This is a genomic window from Pseudomonas sp. FP2254 (assembly GCF_030687695.1).
Lineage (GTDB): Bacteria > Pseudomonadota > Gammaproteobacteria > Pseudomonadales > Pseudomonadaceae > Aquipseudomonas > Aquipseudomonas quebecensis.
This window is the reverse complement of record NZ_CP117444.1, coordinates 1188217-1205098: the sequence shown is the minus strand read 5'-3', so window position 1 is coordinate 1205098 and position 16882 is coordinate 1188217. Positions and strand designations below refer to the sequence as shown.

General features: G+C 64.4%; 13 protein-coding genes. 1 reads left to right on the top strand and 12 read right to left on the bottom strand.

Annotated features, from left to right (window positions below; genetic code table 11):
* The first annotated feature begins 338 nt into the window (after positions 1-338).
* Positions 339-2756, top strand: coding sequence for a glucose/quinate/shikimate family membrane-bound PQQ-dependent dehydrogenase (locus PSH94_RS05350; protein ID WP_305436716.1), 2418 nt, complete (start codon positions 339-341; stop codon positions 2754-2756).
* A 416-nt stretch (positions 2757-3172) separates the two neighbouring features.
* On the opposite strand, the gene PSH94_RS05345 is transcribed toward PSH94_RS05350, so the two are convergent.
* The 12 genes from PSH94_RS05345 to PSH94_RS05290 all read right to left on the bottom strand — a co-directional run bounded on the left by PSH94_RS05345 (position 3173) and on the right by PSH94_RS05290 (position 16881).
* Complete coding sequence (locus tag PSH94_RS05345) at positions 3173-3592, bottom strand: group 1 truncated hemoglobin (protein ID WP_370694745.1); 420 nt, start codon at positions 3590-3592, stop codon at positions 3173-3175.
* On the bottom strand, positions 3592-4449 hold the full coding sequence (locus PSH94_RS05340; RefSeq protein WP_181078301.1) for a DUF3034 family protein: 858 nt from the start codon (positions 4447-4449) through the stop codon (positions 3592-3594). The genes PSH94_RS05345 and PSH94_RS05340 overlap by 1 nt, the downstream gene beginning before the upstream one ends.
* 10 nt (positions 4450-4459) lie before the next feature.
* Positions 4460-6811 carry a bifunctional diguanylate cyclase/phosphodiesterase gene (locus tag PSH94_RS05335; RefSeq protein ID WP_181078303.1) on the bottom strand — a complete coding sequence of 784 codons (2352 nt, stop codon included), beginning with the start codon at positions 6809-6811 and terminating at the stop codon, positions 4460-4462.
* Positions 6795-7472 carry a methylamine utilization protein gene (locus PSH94_RS05330; RefSeq protein ID WP_305436715.1) on the bottom strand — a complete coding sequence of 226 codons (678 nt, stop codon included), beginning with the start codon at positions 7470-7472 and terminating at the stop codon, positions 6795-6797. Before PSH94_RS05330 ends, PSH94_RS05335 begins: the two co-directional genes overlap by 17 nt.
* A 195-nt stretch (positions 7473-7667) precedes the next feature.
* Positions 7668-10004: a bifunctional diguanylate cyclase/phosphodiesterase gene (locus PSH94_RS05325; protein WP_305436713.1), complete on the bottom strand. Its 2337-nt coding sequence runs from the start codon at positions 10002-10004 to the stop codon at positions 7668-7670.
* A gap of 210 nt (positions 10005-10214) precedes the next feature.
* On the bottom strand, positions 10215-11393 hold the full coding sequence (locus PSH94_RS05320; protein WP_181078309.1) for a PotD/PotF family extracellular solute-binding protein: 1179 nt from the start codon (positions 11391-11393) through the stop codon (positions 10215-10217).
* Complete coding sequence (locus tag PSH94_RS05315) at positions 11390-12364, bottom strand: GTP-binding protein (protein ID WP_305436711.1); 975 nt, start codon at positions 12362-12364, stop codon at positions 11390-11392. Before PSH94_RS05315 ends, PSH94_RS05320 begins: the two co-directional genes overlap by 4 nt.
* A complete protein-coding gene (locus tag PSH94_RS05310; protein ID WP_181078314.1) occupies positions 12361-12660 on the bottom strand; it encodes a hypothetical protein in 300 nt (99 codons plus the stop codon). The genes PSH94_RS05315 and PSH94_RS05310 overlap by 4 nt, the downstream gene beginning before the upstream one ends.
* Before the next feature lie 13 nt (positions 12661-12673).
* The gene (locus PSH94_RS05305; RefSeq protein WP_181078316.1) at positions 12674-13423 is read right to left on the bottom strand and encodes an SDR family NAD(P)-dependent oxidoreductase; all 750 of its coding nucleotides are present in this window, start codon (positions 13421-13423) and stop codon (positions 12674-12676) included.
* A 443-nt stretch (positions 13424-13866) separates the two neighbouring features.
* On the bottom strand, positions 13867-14628 hold the full coding sequence (locus PSH94_RS05300) for an SDR family NAD(P)-dependent oxidoreductase (RefSeq protein WP_266248088.1): 762 nt from the start codon (positions 14626-14628) through the stop codon (positions 13867-13869).
* Positions 14629-14638: 10 nt separating this feature from the next.
* On the bottom strand, positions 14639-15979 hold the full coding sequence (locus PSH94_RS05295; RefSeq protein WP_181078320.1) for an MFS transporter: 1341 nt from the start codon (positions 15977-15979) through the stop codon (positions 14639-14641).
* A 23-nt stretch (positions 15980-16002) separates the two neighbouring features.
* Positions 16003-16881, bottom strand: a complete 879-nt coding sequence (locus PSH94_RS05290) for a polysaccharide deacetylase (RefSeq protein ID WP_266248086.1) — start codon at positions 16879-16881, stop codon at positions 16003-16005.
* Between the last annotated feature and the right edge of the window lies 1 nt (position 16882).

Below are 16882 nucleotides of genomic sequence, written 5' to 3'. Positions count from 1 at the left end.
CGTGTATGCAGCGACGTTCTGTCACTGTTACCAAATCGGAAATGATGCATCTTGCGATTTGCGCTTTCTCTCGGCGCGTCATCTCTTTATCCTTGCCGCAACAAACTGAAACGTTTCACGCCTGCGGTCGATCCCATCTTGCCGAATATCTCCCATACCCAAGACAGCGCTGTCTTATCTCGACCTGCGCCTGGGGTTCAATCGCCCGCCGGTGGATAACCCGCGCCATCCCCCACAAAAACCGAAATAACGCTGAACCAAGCCCGCGCCAAATCGTCATCTACAGTGAGTGAAGCACGGGGTTACACAACTATTCCAACGTCACGGAGAAACACACTATGAGCACTGATGGTGCTTCGCGCCCAAGCCGCCTGCTGCCCAGGCTGCTCGGCGTCTTGCTGCTGATCATGGGCCTGGCCCTGCTGGCCGGCGGTATCAAGCTGACTACGCTCGGCGGGTCGCTGTACTACCTGTTGGCCGGTATCGGTATTACCCTCACCGGCGTTCTGCTGCTGGCCACCCGCCGCGCGGCGCTGGGCCTGTACGCACTGGTGCTGTTTGCCAGCACCGTGTGGGCATTGTGGGAAGTCGGCCTGGATTGGTGGCAACTGGTACCGCGCCTGGCGCTGCTGTTCGCCCTGGGCATCGTCATGCTGCTGCCGTGGGTTCGCCGTCCGTTGCTGTGCGGCCAGCCTGCGCCACTGGGCACCGGCGCGCTGAGCGTGGCCGTGGTGCTGGCCGGTGCGACCGCCCTGGCCAGCCAATTCACCAACCCCGGTGAAATGGTCAAGACCGGCGAACTGGACCGTGATGCCGTGCCGGGCATGGCCAGCGCTGCGCCGGCCCAGGCCGATGGCGACTGGAATTCCTACGGCCGTTCGGCCTTTGGTGATCGCTACTCGCCGCTGGCGCAGATCACTCCGGAGAACGCGCACAAACTGGTGCCGGCGTGGACCTACCGCACCGGCGACATCCCAGGCCCTAACGATCCAGGCGAGACCACCGCGGAAAACACCCCGCTGAAAGTCAACGGCATGCTCTACGTGTGCACACCGCACAGCCAAGTGATCGCGCTGGACCCGGACACCGGCAAGGAAATCTGGCGCTTCGATCCGAAGATCAGCAGCCAGGGTGCCGAGAACTTCAAAGGCTGGGCGCACATGACCTGCCGTGGCGTGTCGTATCACGATGACGCCGCCTATGCCTCCGAACAGAGCCCGACCGGCAGCGCCAGCCCGGCCGCCGCGCCGAATGCCTGCCCGAAACGCATCTTCGTACCGACCGCCGATACCCGCCTGATCGCCCTGAACGCCGACACCGGCAAAATGTGCGAAGACTTCGGCGACAAAGGCCAGGTCGACCTGCGTGCCAATATCGGTAGCTTCGCCCCAGGCGGTTACTACTCCACTTCGCCACCGGCCGTGACCAAAAACCTGGTGGTCATCGGTGGTCATGTGACCGACAACGTTTCCGTCGACGAGCCAAGCGGTGTGATCCGCGCGTTCGACGTGCACACCGGCAAGCTGGTGTGGAACTGGGACAGCGGCAACCCGGACGACACCACCCCGTTGGCCGAGGGCAAGACCTACACCCGTAACTCGCCGAACATGTGGTCCATGTTCGCCGTGGACGAAAAACTCGGCATGCTCTACCTGCCGATGGGCAACCAGATGCCCGACCAGTATGGCGGCGACCGTACCGATGATTCCGAGAAGTACGCTGCGGGCCTGACCGCGCTGGACATCGACACCGGTCACGTGAAGTGGACCTTCCAGTTCACCCACCATGACCTGTGGGACATGGACGTCGGCGGCCAGCCTTCGCTGATCGACATCAAGACCGAAGCCGGCGTGAAGCAGGCGGTGATGGCGTCGACCAAGCAGGGCAGCATCTATGTGCTGGACCGTGCAACCGGCCAGCCGGTGGTGCCGATCCACGAAGTGGCTGTGCCGCAAGGCGCAGTGGCGGGCGACCGTACCTCCCCGACCCAGCCGAAGTCCGAGCTGAACTTTATGCCACCGCCGCTCAAAGAGCGTGACATGTGGGGCGTGACGCCATTCGACCAGATGCTGTGCCGTATCGATTTCAAATCCATGCGCTATGACGGTCCGTTCACCCCGCCGTCGCTGCAGGGTTCGATCGTGTACCCAGGTAACTTCGGCGTGTTCGACTGGGGTGGCATTTCCGTCGACCCGGTACGTCAGATCGCGTTCGTAAACCCGAGCTACATGGCGTTCAAATCCAAACTGATCCCGGCCGCCGAGATCGCCAAGCAAGGCCCGCGCGTCAGCGAAACCGAAGGCGTGCAACCGAACAAAGGCGCGCCGTACGGTGTGATCCTCGAAGCTTTGCTGTCGCCGATGGGCTTGCCTTGCCAGGCGCCGGCGTGGGGTTATGTGGCGGCGGTCGACCTGACCACCCACAAAACCATCTGGATGCACAAAAACGGCACCGTGCGTGACAGCTCGCCGGTTCCAGTGCCGCTGACCATGGGCGTACCGAGCCTGGGCGGCACCTTCACCACCGCCGGTGGTGTGGCGTTCCTCAGCGGCACCCTGGACCAGTACCTGCGTGCCTATGACGTGAAAAACGGCAAGCAACTGTGGGAAGGCCGCCTGCCAGCCGGCGCCCAGACCACCCCGATGACCTACACCGGCAAGGACGGCAAGCAATACGTGCTGGTCATGGCCGGCGGTCACGGCTCCCTGGGCACCAAGCAGGGTGATTATGTGATGGCGTTCAAACTGCCGGAATAAGCGTTACCGGCAGCAAGATAAAGGCGGCGTCCCTTACGGGTAGCCGCCTTTTTCATGGGTTCAATACGGCTGCTGGTCAGCCAATAAAAAGTTCTCACTGCCCCGCCGCCATAGGGGCACAGCTATCTACAAGCCTTCGAAAACATGCGGTTCTTGTGGTGAGCAGACCTGCTGTGGTGAGCAGGCTTGCCCTGCGCCGGGCTGCGAAGCAGCCCCTTTCCAGGCGATGTGGTCTTGTCTGGCACACCGTGGTGTCTTGGTTTGGGGCTGCTTCGCAGCCCAGCGCGGGGCAAGCCCGCTCACCACAACAAACCTGCTCACCACAAGGTTGTGGGTCAGCCTGTGAGGTTTATATAGATGCCGCCGGCCATCGGGGGCAAGCCCCCTCCTCCACTGGAAAGGGGTTGGAGCTGAAGTCAGTGTTCGATCACTTCGCCGCGCATGGGCGCCAGGCGGGCGAGCAGGCGGTTTTGTGTGGGCACTGGGATCCCTTCGCTGTCCATCGCTTTGATCAGATCCTCCACCAATGCGTTGAAGTCACTGCGGCTGACGTTCTGGCCTTTGTGGCTCTCGGCCATGCTGTCGCCGGTGTAGGTGCATGGGCCACCGGCTTCGACGCAGAACTGTTCGATCAGTTTGTTGCGCAGGCGCTGGATGTCGATACGCCGGAAGCGCTCGACGATGCGGTCGTCGCGGGCGATGTTGAGCAGCATGCCTTCGACGATGCGAGTGATGCCGGGCATGGCGCCGAGGTCGCGGTAGAGGCTGTCGTCCTTGGGCGGTTGCTGGGCGCAGGCGCTGAGCAGCGCCAGCAGCAGCACGGGTAATACACGCATCAGAAACTCCCCTGGACGGACAGGTAGGTGCCGTTCTGGTTATCCAACGTGGCGATCTCGCCAAGGCGGGCATAGGCCAGGACAAACGACACCTGCTTGCTGGGGAAGTAAGCCAGAAACACATCCGCCCAGTCGCTTTCACCGGCGAACGACAGGTTGTCGGGTTTCTCGCGGTACTCCACGCCCAATGCCCAGCGTGGGTTGAACAACAGCGCCACCGAGCCCTCCTTGAGCAGGCTGCGACGGTCGCGGCGGTCGCCACCGAAGCCGAGCAGGCCGGTTTCATTGGCGCGGCTGTAGCGCAGGCCGCCGTTGACCAGCACGTTGTAGCCAAAGGCTGCGCCCATGAACAGACGGCTGGCGGCCAGGTAGCCTTCCACGTCGCTGTCACGCTTGGCGCCGACCAGGCGCGGAATATCGAACGTGTTCTGATGCTTGTATTGCAGGCCCAGCGAAACCTGGGGCAAGCGGTCGTAGATCACATCGCCGAACAGCCGCACTTTTATCCCCAGCACATCCTGGCCGAGGTGGTCGTCGGGCAGGTTCAGCTTATGCACCAAGGTGCCCAGGTCAAAACGTTGCCGAGCGAAGGAGACTTCCACGCGGTTGTCGTAGGCCAGCGCCAACCCGGCGACATCGAGCCGATAATCCGGCAGATTGACCGTGGTGGCGAACGCCGTCGCGCCCCACTCGTGTTGTTCGCCATAACCGCTGAGCACCGCCCACGGCGTGATGCCGCCACCCGCCGCGCCCTCCAGGCTGCTGGCGCCGCCGGTGGCGATCAGGCGACCGTTATCGGCCAGGGCGGCGGGCACGTTCAGGGCGGCCACGCAGCCGATCAAAAGAGAAAGACGCACGTCATGCCCCTCAATGTACCCGCGAAGTTTGCGCACTGAGAGGCAAGGCCACCCAGGCTTCGAAAGCGTCGGCGCTCAAGGGCCGACTGATCAGGTAGCCCTGCGCCGTATCGCACTGCCAGCGCTCCAGCAGGCGCAGGCTGTGGGCGTATTCGACGCCTTCGGCGACCACCTTGAGGCCCAGGTTGTGGCTCATCTCGATGGTCGAGCGCACGATCACCGCGTCTTCACTGGTTTCATCCAGGTTGCGCACGAACGACTGGTCGATCTTCAATTCCTGCACCGGCAGGCGCTTGAGGTGGGCCAGTGACGAATAGCCGGTGCCAAAGTCATCCACCGACAGGCTGATGCCACAATCACGCAGCAGGTGCAGCACCTTCAGGGCCTTTTCCGGCTCGCGCATCACCGCACTCTCGGTGATTTCGAACACCAGTTGTTCGGCCGGCAGGCCATAGCGCCGCAGCAGCGTCGAGACGCGGTGGGCCAGCTCATCGCCGAGCAAGTCCTCGGCCGAGATGTTCAGCGACAGTTGCAGGTACAAGCCGCGTCGGTTCCATTCGCACAACTGGCGGATACCCTCCTCGATAACCCACTGGGTCAGCAACTGAACGCTGCCCGAGCGCTCGGCCAAGGGAATGAATTCCGCCGGCGAGACCATACCGAACTGCGGATGCTGCCAGCGCAACAGGGCTTCGGCCTGGCGCACGTGGCCCTGGCGAATATCCAGTTTGGGCTGGTAATGCAGCAGCAGTTGCCCCTGGCCGGGCGCATGGCGCAGGTCGCGGATCAGGGTGATCTGGCGACGATGGGCGAGGTCGCGCCCCGGTTCGTACACCTGCAGGCGACCGGGCATCTGCGCGGCATCCTTCATGGCGATCGCCGCGCGCTCAAGCAGGCTGTGGGCGGTGTCGCCATCGGCCGGATACGCCGCAATGCCCAGGCGGCAGTCGAGTGCCAGGTCGTGGTCGCCGATACGTTGCGGACGCAACAGCAGTTGCTGGAGCTTGTCGGCCAGGCCTACCGCTTCGTCGCGGCCCGCGCCATCGAGCAGCAGTAAAAACTCGTCGGCCATCAGGTGCGCCAGCGTATCGCGTGGACGCAACGCGGCCTGCAGGCGCCGGCTGACGTTGAGCAGCAGCGCGTCGACGGCCTCCGGCCCGGCGGTTTCGCTGGCGGCGCGCAGGTTGTCGATGCCCAGGCAAATCAACGCCATTGGCCGCTGCATGGCAATCGCACTGCCCAGGCGCTCCACGGCCAGCGCGCGGTTGGGCAACCCGGTGAGCCGGTCATGCAGCGCATTGTGGGCCAGTTGCCGCTCGCGCTCGGCGATGCCGCTTTGCATCGCATTGAGCGCCAGGGCCAGGCGACCCAGTTCATCGCTGCGGGTCAGGGTCACCGGGGTCTGGTAGTTGCCCTGCCCGATGCGCTCGGCCGCCTGGGCCAGTGTTTGCACGGGCCGCGATACACCACGCGCCAGCAGCAAGGCGCCGATCAACGACGCCGCCAGCGCGACCAGGGCGATGGCGAGGATCTTTTCATCCAGCGGCACAAAGGCTTGCATCGCCGAATCCAGTGGGCTTTGCAGCAACGCCAGCACCTGACTGTCGGCATTGGTGGCCAATACCAGCGATTGGCTGAGAAAACGGTGTTCGAGGTGCTCGGTGGTGGACACACCCTCATGCCTGGATGGCCCGAGCATCAGGCTGACGATACTGTCACGCAGCACCTGGGGTTGGGTGCTGACCAGCGTTCCGGGCTGCTGGCGGTCGATGGCCAGGAACGACACCTCCAGGTTGCTCAACGAGCGCAATTCATCGGCGAATGCCGTGTCCATGCTGAAGCCCATCACCACCCGTGCGATCGGCAACGGCGCCAGCACCGGCGCTTCCACCAGCAGGTGCGGGGTGCCCTGCAATGGCACGATCAACAGCGCGGCCTGGCGCTGGCGGCGCATTTCGCGCAACGCCTGGTCATAGCGAAAACTGGAACCCTCGGCGACTTCGTCGACGGTGCTGGCCAGGACTGTGCCGTCCATGCCCAGCAGGATCATGTCGCTGGCATTGATGCGTTTGCCGTGGTTGAGCAGCACCGAGCGCATCGTCGCCGAATCGCCACTGGCCACGGCATCGCGAAAGCCGAAGTCGGCGGCCAGCAATTGCACACCGTCGGCCAGGCGCCGGCCGCGTACATCCAGCAAACGCTCGAACACCCGCGTCCCCACCTCCAACTGTGCCGATGCCTGGCCCTGGACAGCCTGGCGGGTGGCGACCTTGACGCTGAAATACAACGCACCGATCACCACCAGCAGCAGCAGGATCAGGACCGTGGCGACCCGCGCCTGGTAACTACTGCGCAGTTTCACGGGCAGCTCGATTGAAAGCGTCGCCGAAGGCCGTCGGGGCCGGGGGCAGGTCCGCCGACGCGGGCTCAAGTGTGAGCAGCACACGGTGGCTCAGGCCTGCGGCGGGAATATGCAGGGTGCCACCGTCCATCGGCTGCAGATCGGCCAGTTGCGGGTGCCACACCGTGGCGCGGTAATCGCCCGGAGTCAGTTGCTCCAGGCGCACGCGGCCCTGGGCATCACTGACGCCGAAGTGCGGATCGTCGGTCACGTAGATGTAGCCGAGCATCCAGTCATGGATATTGCAGCCCAGCACTACCACACCCGGCTTGTCGAACAGCAGCGGCGCCGTCGGCGTGCCTTCGTACAGGCGCAGCTCGAAGCGCTTGGCGGTCGAAAAGGAATACACCTGGTGGCGAATATTGTCGCTGTTGGGGAACCGCACCTGCGTGCCGGTATGCACCGCCAGCACATGCGGCGCGAAGCGCTGGCTGCGTTGGTCCATCTCGGCGCTGGATACGACGGCCGCCGCGCCGGCCGGGCCTTGCAGCGTCACCACCGCGTCGGCGACCGGGCGCCCGTCGGCCTGCTGCATCAGCACTTCAAGGGTCGCTGCCGAAGCAGGACCGGCCGCCGCCAGCAACAGTATTAGGTGGGATAACAGGTGAATACATCGGGCCATGGGAGATCCGGTAGAAAACGGCCAGCCTTGGCGAAAAAGAACGATCACAGGCATGATGCCGCAATCAAGGCAAAATGCCACCATCGAACCACGGGAGACGCCAAACCGTTGGTCGGTAAAAAACGCTGCAATCGGTCAGGCTGCATCACTGTTATCGACCCTCTGCGAAAAAGCTGAAGCCGGTCAAGGCGATTGCTAGACCGCCGTGCGTTCGCGCCGCATCCACATTTCAAAGGCCATCGCGTTGAGTGGCCGGCTGATCAGGTAACCCTGGGCGGTATCGCAGTTCCATTGCTTGAGCAGCCTCAGGCTGGGTTCGAACTCCACGCCTTCGGCGACCACCTTGAGTCCCAGGTTATGGCTCATCTCGATGGTCGAGCGCACGATCACCCCATCGCCGCCATCGCTGTCGAGGTTGCGCACGAACGACTGGTCGATCTTCAACTCCTGCACCGGCAGGCGCTGCAACTGGGCCAGAGAAGAATAGCCGGTGCCGAAATCATCCACCGACAGGCTGATGCCGCAGCCACGCAATTGCTCGAGTACGCTCAGGGCCTGCCGCGGGTCGTGCATGATCGCGCTCTCGGTGATTTCGAACAGCATCTGGCGGGCCTCCACACCATGCTGCGCGAGCAACGTGGTCACACGGATCGCCAGGTCGTCGTCGGCCAGGTCGTCCACCGAGATGTTCACCGACAGTTGAATCAGCAGGCCTCGCCGTGCCCAGTCGGCGATCTGGCGGATGGCTTCCTCGATCACCCACAAGGTGAGGCTGGACATACTGCCGGTGCGCTCGGCCAGGGGGATGAACTCGGCGGGCGAGACCAACCCCAGCCTGGGATGCTGCCAACGCAGCAGCGCTTCGGCCTGGCGGACCTGGCCGTGCTTGAGGTCGAGCTTGGGCTGGTAGCACAGGTGCAGCGCGCCTTCGGCGGCGGCGCGGCGCAAGTCGCGGATCAGGGTGATCTGGCGTTGGTGGGCCAGGTCGCGGTCCTGCTGATAGATCTGCAGGTGGCCCGGCAGGGTCGCCGCGTCGTGACGGGCGATGGCGGCGCGGCTGATCAGCTCTTCCACCTGCTGACCATCGGTGGGGTACGCCGCGATGCCGATGCTCACTTGATGGCGCAGTTCGTCGCGGCCGATGCGCTGGGGTTCGGTGAGCAGCGCATAGAGACGGTCGGCGCGGGCCACGGCACGGTCGACCTGGGTATTTTCCAGCAACAGTAGAAATTCGCTGCCGGACACACGTGCCGCCGTGTCGCTGGCCAACAGGCTCATGGACAGGCAGCGGCTGGCTTCGCGCAACATCTCTTCGACGCCCTGGGGGCCGAAGCCTTCGTTGATTGCGCGGTAGTTTTCGATGCCCAGGTACAGCAGCACCACCGGCCGCCGCGCACTGATCGCACTGCCCAGGCGTTCCATGGCCAGGGCGCGATTGGGCAGGCCGGTGAGGGGGTCGTGCAGGGCGTTATGGGCCAGTTGCCGTTCACGCATGGCAATCGCGCTTTGCATGGCGTTGAACGCCCGCGCCAGCAGGCCGAACTCATCGTGGCCCCGCACCCGCACCGGCGTGCGGTAGTCACCGGCACCGATCCGCCCGGCAGCTTCCACCAGGGCAGTGAGCGGCCGCGACACGCGCCGCGCCAGGAACAATGCGCCGGCCAGTGACACCACCAGCACCGCCAGGGCAATCCCGAGGAATTGCCGATCCAGCGGCGCGAAGGCTTCCACGGCATGGTCCAGCGGGCTTTGCAGCAGCACCCGCACGTCATCGCCCTCGCCCGTGTTGCCCAGCGACCGCACCTGGCTGAGCACACGCTCGCCGTAGAAGCGATGGATATGCGCCTCGGTGCCCGGGTGAGCGCCACGCAACAGGTTGAGCACTGCGGCCTGATAGGCGTCGGGCTGGGTGCTGAACAATTGACCGGCCTCCCCGTCCCGCACGCTGAGGAACGACACCTCCAGGTTGCTCATGGAGCGCAGCTCATTGGCGAACAACGTGTCCATGGGAACGCCCATGACCACACGAGCGATGGGCACGTCGTCGACCACCTCGTCCTGCACCAGCAGGTAGGGGCGCCGATCCATGGTCACAATCAATATTTGCAGGCCGCTGCGCCGTGCGCGACGCAGTGCGTCGGCATAGGGGAAGGCCTGGCCGCGGGTGAACCCAGGCGCGGTGCTGACCCTTACCGTACCGTCCAGGCCCAGCACCAGCACTTCGCTGGAACGAATGCCGCTGCCGTGGCGCTGCAGCGCCGCCAGGATCGACGCGCTGTCGCCGTCGGCCACTGCACGGACGAAGGGGCCATCGGCGGTGAGCCAGTCAAGGTCGTATTGCAGGCGCCGGCCTCGCAGATCCAGCAGGCGTTCGAACACCTGGCTGCCGGTTTTCAGTTGGGCTCGCGCCTGGTTTTCCACGGCGCGAGTGGTGGCGGCCTGGACCGCCAAGTAGGTAGCGACGACCACCACCAGCAGCAGCAACGCCCACACGCCGGCGATGCGGGTCTGGAACGTATGGCGCCACGTCATCGGCGTGCCCTCTGGCAACGTTCTTATGTTTGTGCCACTGCGTCCCTGTGTCATGTGCATTCCCTGCGACAGCTGACCTGGCGTCAAAAAATACCCGTCCCATTCGGGTATTCGTGTTGAGCAGATTAGCTCGCGGCAGGCGCTTGTCCACCCAATAAAACCGGGGGCCTGACCGTCAGCTTATTGGCGACGGAGGGTTGGCTTTGCGCGTCAGGCCGGCCCTCGCGCGCGCATGAAATCCCCCCAGCGGCGCACCAGGTAATTGTGCTCGTCCATTACCGAGTTCCACACCGCGATATGGCCCATGCGCTGTTCGTAGGAACCGCCGTCGCGCACCTCGCCCCGGTCGATCAGCGGCAGGCCGTCGCTGCCCGGCAGTTCTTCGCGTGCGGGTTTGCCGGCGTACCAGTAATCCCACTCGGCGGCGCTCAGGTGGTCGCGACTACGGGCCGGGTTGCCGATGTAATAGCCCTGGCGCGCCATCACCGCACCGGGCCAGCCCGACAGCCACCAGTTGAGGTAGGCATAGGCGGCGTCCAGCACCGGCCCCTGGGCATGGCGTGACAGCGACAAGCCACCGAACCAGGCGCGATAACCTTCACGCGGCACCGCCAGGCGGTATTTAACGCCGGCACGATGCAGGCGCATCAGGGTCGGCGACCACAGACTCTGGATATCAATATTCGGGCTGAGCATCAGTTGCGCGGCTTCTTTGTCGTCCGACCAGAACGCTGCGAAGTGCCCTTCCTTCTGCTTGCGCACCAGGATATCGGCGAGCACGTCGATGTCTTCGATGCTCATGTTGCCAATGTCCTTGAAGCTGGCGAGCCCGGCGCCCTGCACCGCCAACGCGGCATCCAGCGCGCCGATGGCGGCGTCGCTTTGCAGCGCGGTACGCGCGCGCCATGCCGGGTCCAGCAGCCAGCCCCAGCTTTCATTGCCGTGGCAAAAGCCGTCGGGCAGACGCTCCGGGCGGTAGGCAAAACTGTCGGCATTGTGGGTCAGGGGCAGCATGCTGATGCGTTCGGTCACGGTGCTGCCGAGGCTGCCGTCGTGCTGCACGAACAGGCGCTCGCTGGGCACGCTGCCGCTGCCCAGGCGGTCACCGGGGCTGAGGCGCCCGCGCTTGGGCAGGTCGTTGATCTCGTGCCACAGCGCGATGCGTCGCGTGTCGATGGGCTGGATCGCCCGCGCCGGCCAGACGAAATCGACGTTATGGAACCATTGGTCATAAAGGTCGTAGCTGTCGGGTTGCATCACCGCAATGCGCTGGGCCTGCTCGACATCGTGCACCTGGTAGACCAGGCGGATGCCAAGTTCCTGCTCGGCCCGCACGCGCAAGGTTTCGAGCAAGGTCACGGAGGTGCCGAGGACGCGCAGCGTAATCATCGGGCGAACCGCCGCGAAAACACCTCGAACGATCGACGCAACCGCTCGGCATCCAGGCCGCGCAGGATAAATACCAAGCGTGATTGGCGGTCGCTGCCCGGCCATGCAGGCAAGTGCACCGGCGCATGCAGGCAATGCTGCACGCCATGAATGACGATGGGGGCGGTACTGGCGTTCACGTTGAGCAGTCCTTTGACCCGGAGGATTCGGTCGCCGTGGCATCTTAGCAGCATCGACAACCACACCCCGAAGCCCACCCAGTCCAGCGGCTGTTCGAAGGTCAGGCAGCACACCTGCGCGGCGCCGTGGGTCGCGGTGGTGGATCGGTGCAATTGCCAGCGCTGCACCTCCAGCGCGGGCTCGGCGCTGCGCACACCTTCGCCCAGCAGCAATTGGTCGCCGCTGAGGATGGCGTGGGTATCGAGGATCGGTGTACCGGCGTTCAGCGCCCGCAAATGCGCGCGCAACCACGTGCAGTCGCCGGCCAGGTCGGTCTTGCTCAGCAGCAGGCGGTCGGCCGCCGCTACCTGAGCCAGCCACTCAGGGTGCAGGCGCTCCTGCAGGGCGGCGTGGCTGGCGTCCACTAACGTGATGACCAGGCCTATATGGAAACGCCCGCGCAGTTGCGCGTCATTGTTCAGTGTGGCCAGGATCGGCGCCGGGTCGGCCAGGCCGGTGGTTTCCAGGATCACGCGCTTGAACGCCGGGATCTCACCGCGCTCGCGGCGCTGCAACAGGGCCAGCAGCGCGTCTTTCAACTCGCCGCGAATCGAACAGCAGATACAGCCGCCGGGCAGCAGCACGGTGTCCGGCGCGACCTCTTCGACCAACAGATGGTCAATGCCCACATCGCCGAATTCGTTGATCAACAACGCCGTTTCGCCCAGGCTTTCACCTTGCAACAGGCGCGTGAGCAAGGTGGTCTTGCCGCTGCCGAGGAAGCCGGTGATGACATTCAAGGCAATGCTCATGAGGTTGACTCCAAGTGATCCAACAGCCTTGGGTCGAGCGGGTCCAACGGGCGGCCGAGCATGCTTTCGGCCGCCTGCCAGAGCTGATCCAGGCCGCTGGCCAGGGCCTGTTTGCCGGTCGCGCCCATCAGCAAATAGGAGGCGCCCTGGAAGTCTTCGACCTTGAGGCGGAATACTGCGAGCACCTGGTTGATCGCGGCGATCCGGCGCAGGCGCTCACGGCGCCTGGGCACGGCATCGCCCAAGGGGTCGCTCCAATGCAGGTCTTCGCCGAGCAGTCCGCAGAGTCCGCACATGGCTATACCCCGCTCATGGCATGACATCGCCGGCATTCGGGCCCAGCGTCTGGCCGACGAACAGATTGCCGCCCGGCTCGCTGGCCAGCAGCACGGCAGTGGGCGCCACTTCATCGGCCAGGCCGAAGCGGCCAAGCGGTAACTCGGCAGCCTTGGCGCGTTTCCAGGCCGCGCTGATCCCGCCTACCAACGGCGTTTCGATCGGGCCGGGGGCGATGGCGTTGACCAGCACGTTGTCCTTGGCGACTTCCAGAGCCAGGGATTTGGTAAAGCCAATCACCCCGGCCTTGGCGGCGGCGTAGTGGCTCAGCTCGGCGCCGCCCTTGATGCCCAATTGCGAGGCCACGTTGATAATCCGCCCCCAGCGCTGCGCCAGCATGTGCGGCAAGGCGCGCTGACTGGCGACGAATACGCTGGTGAGGTCGACGCGCAGCATGTCGTTCCACCTTTCGATGGACAGATCGACGCAACGCGCCTGGGTCAGCATGCCGGCGTTGTTGACCAGAATATCGATGCCGCCGAAGTGCTCGACACACCGGTCGACCCCGGCCTGAGCGCCTTCGACCGTACCGACATCGGCCACGCACTCGACCACCTCGGCCCCCAGGTTGCGGCAGGTGATGGCGGTTTCGGCGAGGCTGGCGGCATTGCGGTCGGCCAACAACAGGCGCGCACCTTCAACCGCATAAGCGCGGGCGATGGCGGCACCAATGCCGCTGCCGGCACCGGTGATCACAGTGCGACGATCAGTGAGTTGAGGCATATCGATTCTCCAGAAACAAACACAATTCCAATGTGAGAGGGGTCTGCCCCCCGATTGCAGCGGTTCAGCCAGGACAGCTGTGTCTGGCACACCCCCATCGGGGGCAAGCCCCCTCCCACAGTTGAAGCCAGTACATCCGCCGGGCCAGTGTCCTTCCAATGTGAGAGGGAGCTTGCCCCCTCACACCGTTAAAGCGAGTACATCCGTCGGGCAGCGGCATTCCAATGTGGGAGGGGGCTTGCCCCCGATTGCAGCGGTTCAGCCAGGACAGCTGTGTCTGGCACACCCCCATCGGGGGCAAGCCCCCTCCCACCGTTAAAGCGAGTACATCCGTCGTCCAGCGGCATTCCAATGTGGGAGGGGGCTTGCCCCCGATTGCGGCGGTTCAGCCAGGACAGCTGTGTCTGACCCACCACCATCGAGGGCAAGCTCCCTACCACCCATCAGTCAGGCCAGCGTACGGTCAGGCCGCCGTCGATGACGATGCTCTGGCCGGTCAGGTAGCTGGACGCATCACTGGTCAAGAACTGCACCAGCGACGCCACTTCATCGGCGCGCCCTACCCGGCCCAGCGGAATAGCGCGGGCGGCTTTGGCCAGGCCTTCAGGGCCGAGGGAGTTTTTTGCGTCCAGGGACTGCGGCGTCTCGATCAACCCCGGGATCACTGCGTTGCACCGAATGCCCAGTGGCGCCAGTTCCACCGCCAGGGAGCGGCACAACCCCGGCACACCAGCCTTGGCGGCGGCGTAGTGACTATGGTCCTGCCAGCCATACACGCCGCCGGCAATCGACGAGATTGCCACCAAGGCGCCGCCCTCGCGCATATGCCGGCTGGCGGCGCGGAACGTGCGCATGACGCCGGTCAGGTCGACATTGAGCATCTCGTCCCACAGCGCATCGGTCATCTCCAGCAACGGTGCGCGACGCAGCAGGCCGGCGTTGGCCACCGCATAGTCGAGCCGACCGAAATGCTGCATGGCCTGTGCGGCCAAGGCGTCCACCGAGGCGGTGTCGCCCACGTCCAGCGGCAGCATCAGGCACACGCCGCCGGCCTGTTGCACCAGGCTCACGGTGGTGTGCGGGTCATGGGGATCGGCCGGGAAATACCCGCCCACCACCGTCACCCCGCTGCGCGCATAGGCCACGGCGAGGGCTTGGCCGATGCCGCTGGCGGCACCGGTGATCAAGGCAACTTTACGATTCATCTCACACTCCTTACTGCACGGTTTCCGGGCGGACATGGCGCGCGGCGAACATCAGCGCACCGGACAGGAAGCACGGCACCGCGCCGAACCACAGCGCGGCGGTCTGCCAGTCGCTGCCGGCGGACAACACCTGGGTGGCACCAAACCCTGCCACCACCGCACCGATAGGCCCCATGGCATGGATGATCGCGCCGCCGGTGGCGCGGATGCTGGTGGGGAAGCTTTCGCTGATAAAGAACAGCGCCGCCGAGTACGGCCCGATCAGGAAGAACAGGCCCAGGCTATACAAACCGACCACCATGGCCATGTTGCTGGGGCCGAACAGCATGCCGGCGAACGACAGGCCGCCAAGCATCCAGCCCAGGCCGATCACATTGCGGCGGCCGATCTTGTCGCCCATCCAGCCATGGCTGAGGTAGCCGCAGTAACCCACCAGGTTCGACAGCACCAGGATGATCAGCGAGTTCTCGAACGAGATGTGGTGCACGCTGACGATCACCGACGTGCCCAGCACACTGAACACCTGGATCGCCGCCCAGTTGAGCAACAGCGCGGCGCCGATCACCAGGGTGGCGCGGCGTGCCGGACCACGGAACGCGGCTTTGAGCCCGGCCTTGCTGTGTTCGTCGTAGTCCACGCCATAGGTCGCGGCGACGTTCTGCGCTTCGTTCACCGCGCCGCTTTTACGCAGCTCGCTGATGCGCTGATGGATCTGGAACTGCGGGCTCTCCTTGAGCTTGCGCGCCATGATTGCGATGACGATGGCCGGGATCGCCGCGAAGATAAAGCAGCCCTGCCAGCCGATGATCGGCAGCAACAACGCGGTCAACCCCGCCGCAATCAACGCCCCTACCGGCCAGCCGCCCTGCACCAGGCTGTAGATGAAGCCGCGACGTTTGGTCAGTCGCGGGTCTTGCGAGGCGCCGTACAGTTCGGTCAGGTAGGTGGCGTTGACGGTTTCTTCGGCATAGCCCAGACCGCCCAGGGAACGGATCAGAATCAGCGGCGACTTGCCCCATGCCCCGCCGATCGCGGTCAGCGCTGAACACAGCGCCGACCCGGCCACGGTGAAAATAATCCCTTTGCGTCGCCCCAACTTGTCGACGATGGGGCCGATGGCCAGGGCGACCACGGCGGTGCCCACCGCCACCCAGGTCGCGATCTCGGCTTGCTCCACTTCGCCCCAGCCGAAATGCCGGCCGATCTCCGGCAGCAAGGTGCCGAACAGGATGAAGTCATACACCGCAAACACCCAGGCGAAAAACGCGATCCAGGTGGCGAAGCGCACTTCCTGGGACGACAGTTGCCGGGGCTTCCAACCGGTCAGGTCAAGCTTATTGTAGATGGACATGGGTGGCGCCTCAAGGGATGGGGTCAGGTACGCGGTTGACGACGGATAAAGTCGTCGGCGATTTCATCGAACGTGACAAAACGCACCCCGGCATGGCCCTGGATGTGCTCGATCAGGCGCTCGAGCATCAGCAGCACTTGCGGGCGGCCGGATACGTCGGGGTGGATGGTCATGGTGAACACCGCGTGTTCGTGTTCGCGGTAGACCCAGTCGAACTGGTCGCGCCACATTTCTTCGAGGTGACGCGGGTTGACGAAGCCGTGGCTGTTGGGGGCTTTCTTGATGAACATCATCGGCGGCAGGTCATCCAGGTACCAGTTGGCCGGGATCTCCACCAGGTCGGTTTCTTCGCCGCGCACCAGGGGTTTCATCCAGGTGTCGGGGTGCTGGCTGTAGTCGATCTTGGTCCAGCTGTCGCCCTTGCGTACGTAGTAGGGGTGGAAGTCGTTGTGCATCAGGCTGTGGTCGTACTTGATGCCTTTTTTCAGCAGCAGCTCGTTGGTGACCTTGCTGAATTCCCACCACGGCGCAACGTAGCCGGTGGGGCGTTTGCCGGTGACCTGGGTGATCAGTTCGATGGACTTGTCGAGGACGATTTCTTCCTGCTCGGCGGTCATCGCAATCGGATTTTCGTGGCTGTAGCCATGCACACCGATTTCGTGGCCGGCCTCGGCCACCGCCTTCATCTGCTCGGGGAAGGTTTCCATCGAGTGGCCGGGAATAAACCAGGTGGTGCGCAGGCCGTAGCGCTCGAACAACTTGAGCAGGCGCGGCGCGCCGACTTCGCCGGCGAACAGGCCGCGGGAGATGTCATCCGGCGAGTCTTCGCCGCCGTAGGAGCCGAGCCAGCCGGCGACGGCGTCAACGTCGACGCCAAATGCACAGAGGATGTCTTTAGCCATG

Coding starts and splice junctions, on each gene's coding strand:
- PSH94_RS05290 (WP_266248086.1), bottom strand. CDS start 16,881: ATGGCTAAAGACATCCTCTGTGCATTTGGCGTCGACGTTGACGCCGTC.
- PSH94_RS05295 (WP_181078320.1), bottom strand. CDS start 15,979: ATGTCCATCTACAATAAGCTTGACCTGACCGGTTGGAAGCCCCGGCAA.
- PSH94_RS05330 (WP_305436715.1), bottom strand. CDS start 7,472: ATGGCCCGATGTATTCACCTGTTATCCCACCTAATACTGTTGCTGGCG.
- PSH94_RS05320 (WP_181078309.1), bottom strand. CDS start 11,393: ATGATTACGCTGCGCGTCCTCGGCACCTCCGTGACCTTGCTCGAAACC.
- PSH94_RS05325 (WP_305436713.1), bottom strand. CDS start 10,004: ATGACGTGGCGCCATACGTTCCAGACCCGCATCGCCGGCGTGTGGGCG.
- PSH94_RS05345 (WP_370694745.1), bottom strand. CDS start 3,592: ATGCGTGTATTACCCGTGCTGCTGCTGGCGCTGCTCAGCGCCTGCGCC.
- PSH94_RS05300 (WP_266248088.1), bottom strand. CDS start 14,628: ATGAATCGTAAAGTTGCCTTGATCACCGGTGCCGCCAGCGGCATCGGC.
- PSH94_RS05350 (WP_305436716.1), top strand. CDS start 339: ATGAGCACTGATGGTGCTTCGCGCCCAAGCCGCCTGCTGCCCAGGCTG.
- PSH94_RS05315 (WP_305436711.1), bottom strand. CDS start 12,364: ATGAGCATTGCCTTGAATGTCATCACCGGCTTCCTCGGCAGCGGCAAG.
- PSH94_RS05310 (WP_181078314.1), bottom strand. CDS start 12,660: ATGTGCGGACTCTGCGGACTGCTCGGCGAAGACCTGCATTGGAGCGAC.
- PSH94_RS05305 (WP_181078316.1), bottom strand. CDS start 13,423: ATGCCTCAACTCACTGATCGTCGCACTGTGATCACCGGTGCCGGCAGC.